The sequence below is a fragment of the Ferruginibacter sp. genome, assembly GCF_014377975.1.
Classification (GTDB): domain Bacteria; phylum Bacteroidota; class Bacteroidia; order Chitinophagales; family Chitinophagaceae; genus Ferruginibacter.
Genome location: NZ_JACMOO010000434.1, coordinates 1 through 8,251, shown reverse-complemented (window position 1 = coordinate 8,251; position 8,251 = coordinate 1). Strand labels below are relative to the sequence as shown.

At 39.6% G+C, this 8,251-nt stretch carries 6 protein-coding genes; 1 reads left to right on the top strand and 5 read right to left on the bottom strand.

Annotated elements, in window-relative coordinates:
• Nucleotides 1–712 (top strand): polysaccharide deacetylase family protein (locus H7254_RS20955; RefSeq protein WP_301934831.1); only part of this gene is annotated, 712 nt, incomplete at its 5' end.
• 138 nt (nt 713–850) lie between these two features.
• Here the strand turns inward: H7254_RS20955 and H7254_RS20950 are convergent.
• The 5 genes from H7254_RS20950 to purT all read right to left on the bottom strand — a co-directional run bounded on the left by H7254_RS20950 (nt 851) and on the right by purT (nt 7,609).
• Nucleotides 851–2,215 carry a TrpB-like pyridoxal phosphate-dependent enzyme gene (locus H7254_RS20950; RefSeq protein WP_301934830.1) on the bottom strand — a complete coding sequence of 455 codons (1,365 nt, stop codon included), beginning with the start codon at nt 2,213–2,215 and terminating at the stop codon, nt 851–853.
• Nucleotides 2,216–2,964: 749 nt separating this feature from the next.
• Nucleotides 2,965–4,857, bottom strand: a complete 1,893-nt coding sequence (locus tag H7254_RS20945) for a CocE/NonD family hydrolase (protein ID WP_301934829.1) — start codon at nt 4,855–4,857, stop codon at nt 2,965–2,967.
• 199 nt (nt 4,858–5,056) lie between these two features.
• The gene (locus H7254_RS20940) at nt 5,057–5,893 is read right to left on the bottom strand and encodes an MBL fold metallo-hydrolase (protein ID WP_301934828.1); all 837 of its coding nucleotides are present in this window, start codon (nt 5,891–5,893) and stop codon (nt 5,057–5,059) included.
• Complete coding sequence (locus H7254_RS20935) at nt 5,890–6,285, bottom strand: PAS domain-containing protein (protein ID WP_301934827.1); 396 nt, start codon at nt 6,283–6,285, stop codon at nt 5,890–5,892. The genes H7254_RS20940 and H7254_RS20935 overlap by 4 nt, the downstream gene beginning before the upstream one ends.
• 160 nt (nt 6,286–6,445) lie before the next feature.
• The gene (gene purT / locus H7254_RS20930) at nt 6,446–7,609 is read right to left on the bottom strand and encodes a formate-dependent phosphoribosylglycinamide formyltransferase (RefSeq protein ID WP_301934826.1); all 1,164 of its coding nucleotides are present in this window, start codon (nt 7,607–7,609) and stop codon (nt 6,446–6,448) included.
• Nucleotides 7,610–8,251: the final 642 nt, after the last annotated feature.

The window sequence follows — 8,251 nt, the reverse complement described above, 5'->3', positions numbered from 1 at the left end:
TGGATTTTTAAAGTCGCCCTCTCTTGAAAGAATTATGGTTGTATGCGGATGGCGCAAAGACCCCTTCGATACCTATGACTGGATGGATGCCCTTCATAAAAAATTTCAACTAAATCCAATTTATTTTTTTTTAGTAGCCGCAAAAAATGGACTGTATGATAAGAATATATTACCGACTAATAAAGTAATGTGGCAACTGGTAAAAAAGCATGCTGAAAAATATGACATTGGGATTCATCCTTCCTGGCAAAGTGGCGATGATGCTTCGTTACTGAAGCAGGAAATTATTCAATTGAAAACAATAAGTGAACAGGAAATTACCCGTTGCCGGCAACACTATATCCGTTTTAATTTACCCGAAGGTTACAGAAGACTTTTAAACGAAGGCATCACCGCTGATTACAGCATGGGATATGGCAGCATCAATGGTTTCAGGGCTTCTGTAGCGTCGTCTTTTTATTGGTTTGATCTGGAAAAAAATGAAACATCTTCTTTACGCATTCATCCTTTTTGTTTTATGGAAGCCAATGCATATTATGAACAAAAATTAACTGCACCCGAAGCATACGAAGAACTGATGCAATATTATGCTGCATGTAAAAATGTGAATGGCACACTGATTACCATCTGGCACAATCAGATGCTGGGCCCGGATAAACTATATGATGGCTGGCCTGCCATGTATGAAAAATTTTTAAAGGCAATTAGTTAATCCTGTTTTTTACATTCCGCAATAACAGGTTTTCAGGTTCTGAATGAAAGCACCGCAAAACGGTATTTCATACAAAGGAATTTATTGTAAGATTAAATTATAATTAATTCAGCTATTGGCCACTTTAAAATGAAACAATCAGGCTGGTTGTAATGCTTCTATTTCGGCAAGATTGGCCGTTAATTCTTCATCCGTAAAATAATGGTCACTTAATTTTCCTTCAAAATAATCAGCATAAGCCTGCATATCTACAAAGCCATGTCCGCACATATTGAAAAGGATAGTTTTTGATACTCCTTCTTTTTTGGCCTGTTCTGCTTCACGTATTACCTGTGCTATGGCATGGGTGGCTTCAGGTGCAGGTATGATGCCTTCGGCCCTTGCAAATTTTACACCGGCATCAAAACATTCTAACTGTTGCAAGGCTTGTGCTTCAATCAGTCCATCCCGTAATAACTGGCTGCACAATACACTGGCACCGTGGTAGCGCAAACCACCTGCATGTATGCTGGCCGGCCTGAAGTTATGTCCCAGCGTATACATTGGCAACAAAGGTGTGTAGCCAGCAGTATCACCAAAATCATATTTAAAAACACCTTTCGTTAATTTAGGGCAGGATGCAGGTTCAACCGCTATAAATCTTGTCTTCTTTCCATGTAGTATATTTTGTTGCAGAAATGGAAAACTGATGCCCGCAAAATTACTGCCACCACCCAGGGGTGCAATTACAATGTCGGGATAATCGCCTGCATATTCCAATTGCTTTATACATTCCTGGCCAATAATAGTCTGGTGCATTAGTACATGATTCAATACAGAACCCAATGAATATTTAGTATGCTCATCACTTACGGCACGTTCGATGGCTTCGGAAATTGCTATGCCCAGGCTACCAGCTGAATTGGGGTCTTGTTCCAGAATGTTTCTGCCAGCCTGGGTACGATTACTGGGCGAAGCAAATACTTCTGCACCAAAAGTATTCATCATAATTTTCCGGTAAGGCTTTTGGTCGTAGCTGATGCGTACCATATAAACCTCACAACCCAGGCCAAATTGCTGGCAGGCAAAGCTTAAAGCGGTACCCCATTGGCCGGCTCCGGTTTCTGTGGTAAGATTTTTAACACCGGCTTTCATATTATAGTAGGCCTGTGGTACAGCAGTATTGGGCTTGTGCGATCCGCTGGGGCTGGTGCCTTCATATTTATAATAAATTTTAGCCGGAGTATCCAGCATTTTTTCCAGTCCCCATGCACGCATCATGGGTGTGGGCCGCCATATTTTATAAATTTCCTGCACCTGGTCTGGTATTTCAATGTAGCGTTCTGTACTCACTTCCTGCATAATAATATCCATCGGAAAAATAGGTGACAGATCATCGGGGCCAATCGGTTGTTTTGTTCCAGGATGCAGTGGTGGCAAGGGTTTGTTTGGCATATCTGCAACAATATTGTACCAGTGTGTCGGCATTTCAGATTCATTCAGCAGAATTTTCTTTTGAGGCATATTTCTATTATTTTAAAATTGATTATTTCATTAAAAGAACAAGGGTGAGAAGATAGTAATAATTAGCGTATAGCAAACCAATTTATAAAGAAATATTATTTAGTAATACACACATTTAATGGGTGTAAAGGGGAGATTTACGGGATCAGGTAGCATAAAAAACTTCCACAGCTATTAGTTTTTCATAGCCTGTGGAAGTAACATTTTTTTGCCATCCGCAATTGGCTTCTTCAGGATTTCATTTTGCAGATTAACATTTCAAAGAAATCGTGTTAAATGAATTAACTGGTTTCAGTGTTTTGGTTTTTTGCCATTACCGTGTTTTAAGGCATAGGCTTAGGATATTGGGTTAAAAGTTTTTGAATCATCATCGCCTTTTACAGCATAGTTTCGGATATTGGTTGTTTTTTTGAAACATCATCGCTTTTTACAGCATAGTCTCAGGATATTGAATTTTCAGTTTTCAGAGGAATTCGATTATTGTTTTTGGTTGGATTGTTGGATCAGATTGTTTTAATTTTTCAACCTTAACTATCTGATACAAAGATGCAACAGTTACACATCCTCAACAAGAGCGGCATTACGCTATTTATATCGTTCATTAATTACGGTGGGGTAACGTAATTATTCATTTAAACAGAAGGTAATTTTACTGTATAAAAGTTGAGCAAACCATTTTTTGCATGGACATACACAAAATTTACTGCCGGTTAAGAAGCAAAATTTTTGATAAATTGTTGTGAATAATATTATTTCAATACAGGTAAAATAATTTTTGATGCATGGTTGATTTCGTGGTAAATTTTTATATCGCTCTTTATAAAATCTTTTTCATCACAATGATAAATATCAACAAATTGTTGCGGGTTACGATCTACTAAAGGAAACCAACTGCTTTGTACCTGCACCATGATGCGATGACCTTTTTTAAAACTGTGCGCAATAGAAGGTAATTCAAATTTTACTTCCTCAATTTTTCCGGGCACAAAAGCAGTGGGATTTTCATAACTCTTTCTGTACCGGCCTCTGAAAATTTCGGCTCTTACCAGCATTTGATATCCACCCATCCGGTAACGGTTAACGGGATCTTTTTCTGCATAAATATCTACATCGTTGTACCCAAGATATTCAGGAAAAACATCTATTACTTTCACTACAAAATCAGCATCGGTTGTTGAAATGCTTGTCATGATATCTGCAATCACATTTCCTGTAACTGTCATGTTATTTGTTAAGGTATCAGTTTTAAATACCAGCACATCCGGTCTGGTTGCGGCAAAGCGCTGGTCGGCAGACATGTACGTTCTTGTTCTGTTAAAACGCACGCCTTCTTCGTAAGGAACTGGTTTTGCCGGATCGCTTGTATATTCACTAAAACTATTGGTGGCAGCGGGTTTTTCGGCACTTAACTTTCCATTTTGCTGCAGGTACATGGCCTGATCTTCTTTGCCTGCCGGTGGCCATTGCATAAACGTTTTCCATTCGTTGGCACCCGTAATATAAATACTAGCTTCCCCAATTTGAGCTATATCTCCTTTATCTTTTAAAAAATAATTAAAGAAGGGAACTTCAAAATGTTGCTGATAATATTCGCTGGTATTTGAACCAAACTGAATGTTGCCGTGGTGCGTTCCATCATTGCTTGCCCATTGGCCATGATACCACGGTCCCATCACAATTTTATTAAATACTTTTCCGGGATTGTTTTCTTCGGCAGCTTTATAGGCATTCCATGCGCCCCAGCAGTCTTCCGCATCAAAAAGGCCGCCTACCCATAACAGGGCAGGTTGCAAATTTTTTGTTGCAATGCGTGCATCACGCGCCTTCCACCAATCATCATAATTGGGATGCGCCATCAGGTCTTTCCAGAAAGCAATGCTGTCGCCTGTATATTTTGTAAGATTTTTTAAACTTCCTGTTTCAAGAAAAAATTTATAACTGTCGTGTTCCGGATATCCAACTGATGTTGCTGCAACGGATACCGGTTTTGGATGTGGTACGCCAAAAGCAAACCCCTGGGCTGAATAAAAGCCAAAAGCATCCATTTGAAAAAATGCACCGTTGTGGTGAAAATCATCACCAATAAACCAGTTGGTAACGGGTGCCTGCGGACTAACGGCTTTTAGTGCCGGATGATTGCTGGCCGCTGCCATAGTGCTGTAAAAACCAGGATATGAAATACCGAACACTCCCACCTTACCATTGTTATTGGTAATGTTTTTTATCAGCCAGTCAATGGTATCATACGTATCGCTCGACTCGTCAATTTCTTTGCCTTTTTTATTAGCATTAAAAGGCCGGACATTTATTATTTGTCCTTCGCTCATCCATCTTCCCCGCACATCCTGCTTTACCATAATATAGCCTTCTTTAAAATATTCCTTCTGATAGCTATTCCAGTAATCTTTGTAATTTTCTTCACCATAAGGCTCGCAGGAGTAAGGTGTTCTGGAAAGTAAAACAGGATGTAATTCTACAGTGCTCTTTGGCATGTAAATAGAAGTAAATAGCCTGATGCCATCCCGCATAGTGATGTATACTTCCTTTTTTGCATAATTGTTTTTTATCCAAACCGAATCCGCGTTTTGTGCTTTTGAAGCAACACAAACAATAATAAATAAGCAGGTTACCAATTTTTTCATAAACAGTTTTTTTAAATCAATTATTTAAGGTACTAACTTTTAGTAAGACATTTTGAAACATTCCTGGTTTTTGTGCCCTTACTGAAACAAATTATTTTCAATCGAAACATTGCTTTGATTAAATAATATTGGCAATATGTAACGGCATTTTAAAATATGGTTAGCTGCAATAATATTTTTTAAAAAATGATAGAAGTTCCTATTTAAGGGTTATCTCCATCCCTTCCCTGGATAGTTGACACACGAAAGGATAATGGGTATTTTTTTGAAATGCTGCAAATATTTCATTGAGCTGATCATCAGTACGGGAAGGATCATGGTGTGCAAACAAGAGATGCTTTACCCCGGCCATTGAAGCAAACAGGGCGGCATCTTCCATAGAGGAGTGCCCCCATCCTTTTTTACTTTCATATTCTCCCTGGGTATATTGTGCATCGTGCAACAGTAAATCCGCATCTCTGGCAATGTCAATTCCTGAGATCCATTTACTTTCCCGGATTATACCGACTTTTCCGAGTGCGGGTTCATGATCGGGCATAAAAGCAAACACGGAATTTTTGCCGCTAACCCGGTAACCAACTGTAGGCCCAGGATGGATAATATAATTTGACTGAATGGTAAAATGACCTATTTTAAAAGTATGGTTTCCTATTTCATGCAGTATCAGCTTACAGGGTAAATCCCTTATCAGCACCGGGAATAATGGAGGCGACAGGTAGCGGCTAAGTCGTGAATGCAAAGTTCGTGTACTGCCCGCAGGACCCCACAAATGCACTTCCATCGAGGGGTCAAAAAGCGGGGTAAAAAAACCCAGTCCCTGTATATGATCAAGGTGAAGATGCGTTAATAAAATATCGATCCTCTTCGTTGTAACAGGATTGCTTATTATCAGCTTATGTATACCCGAACCACCGTCCAATACCAATTGGCAGCCATCTTCCCACACATCCACGCAGGTTGTATTTCCTCCATAACAGGCAGTCTCCGCACCCGTGGTAGTAATGGAACCACGTACACCCCATAATTTGATTTTCATATATCAACTGATTTCCAAAAAATAGCAACCGCTCCCGACATTTTACCTGCCCTGCCAATGATGGGATAAGAGGTTACCGCAATTTTTTGATTTTTTCCCTGGAGGCTCTCTATCCAAAAAGTTTTATGATGAGGAAGTGCATCCTCCAGCGTATTTACCAGTGGAAGTTCACCGGGCGACAATATCATTCCCTGCTCATCCATTGGTTTAAATTCCGTTGCCCATTGATCAACCGCCATTTCACCGGTATCTTCAAATCTTTTACCTAAAATTTCTTCTGCAGGTTCATTGTAAAATATAAGATTTCCCTTTGTGTCTGTAATAAAAACCGGAATAGAAAGGCAGTCTGCTAACTGTCTGTTTAAAATAATTTCTATTTCATATGCTGGCATACAAAAAAATTTAAGTATTACTTAACCTGTTATATCAAAGCGTTGGTGCCCCACCTAAATGCAAACCCGCTAACAAAATGCGCATTCTTTTCTAAACATACAAGTAAACGGGTTTTTATATTATTTGATCTTTTAAAACAAACTGTTTAATAGGGTAGCGTTATGTAATACTAATGCAGGCGGCGGCGGCTTTTGCCTTTTCACGCAATTCATTTATATCCGCATCTGCTGTGCCGTTTATCAATGCTACGCCCATTCTGCGGTATGGCCTTGTACTGGGTTTGCCAAAAATACGTACATCGGTATTGGGTTGTAGTAAAGCTTTTTCCAATCCTGTGATGCTAAAAGTTTCGGCGGTTTTGTTAGCTAATATAACTACACTTGCGCCCGCCCTTTCCAGTTGTATAGTTGGTATAGGTAAGCCAAGAATGGCCCTTGCGTGCAATACAAACTGAGATAAATTTTGTGTGCCTGCCAATGTAACCATACCCGTGTCATGTGGCCGGGGGCTCAATTCAGAAAAGTATACACCGTTATCTGTAAGAAAAAATTCTACCCCCCAAATGCCGGCACCCGTTAGTGCACTGGTTACTTTTTGGGCCATATCGCATGCATCGTTGTAATCTTTTTCACTGATCGCTACCGGTTGCCAGCTTTCCTGGTAATCGCCCCGCTCCTGCCGGTGCCCAATGGGTGGACAAAATAAAGTGAGTCCATTTTTTTGTGTAACCGTGAGCAAAGTAATTTCGGTATGAAAAGAAATAAATGATTCAATAATTACTTCTTGTATATCGCCCCTGGAATTGGTAATGGCATAATCCCAAACCTGTTGCTGATCATCCAGGTTTTTTAAAACAGATTGTCCCTTACCACTCGAAGACATGAGCGGCTTTACCACACAGGGTAATCCTATTTCACTAACCGCTTTTTTAAATGATTCAAAACTGATGGCGTAAAAATATTTGGCTGTTTGCAAACCCAGTTCTTTACTGGCCAGGTCCCTAATCAGTTTTCTGTTCATGGTAAAATTGGCTGCCCTGGCACTGGGTACAACCTGTATGTGCTGTTGCTCGTATGCATACAGCCTTTCTGTACGAATGGCCTCAATTTCCGGTACTATTAAATCTGGCTGGTGTTTGGCTACTATTGCATCTAACTGCTCTCCATTCAGCATGTCTGCCACTTCAAATCCATCGGCTACCTGCATAGCGGGTGCACCGGCATAACTATCCACGGCAATAACGGTTTGGCCTAAACGCTTTAACGCTATCACGAGTTCTTTACCCAATTCGCCGCTACCAAGCAGCAGTATTTTTTTATGCATACTGCAATATAAATTATTTAGATAAAAAAGCAGAGCGATAATGCAAAACTCCTTCGAAAAAAATAAGCTTAGGTACACCCTGTCAAACTTTTTGTCTATCGTTAATTAAACTTGTAACTCTTAGGTTTAATTACGTTACTTTATAAGATAAACGGATGATTATTGCACTTCTTGTTAACTAATTTCTTCTACCCCGATTGGTTTGATTATTTGCTATCCACCAAAAAGATTTAATATCTAAAAAAGAAAATACGACTGCATGACCAATAGCCATCAATAACAACTTGGCAGCAACATTGGTTCAGCTGCCGGGTTGTAATGATGCGGATAAAATATGCTAACCGTATCGTAGGGTGACCATATTACGGTGTTATCCATTGCTCTCCCGGCATCCCAATTTCGCCCAACATACCAACCATAATAAATTTAAAGTACACCAGCTTTGTGTTAGAACCGAAGGGTTCTGCATTCAAAATTTATCCTGCAATGCCGTAACCGGGGTGCTGCAATTTAAAGCTTAGCCAACTTTGATAATTAAATAGTTAGGTAAGTATCCTGTAGGCGAAAGTTTAATTTACCCAATAATAGCATTCACTACCTATTGCTTAAAGCATGCCTGAAATGGAGATTAAATGCAATGCC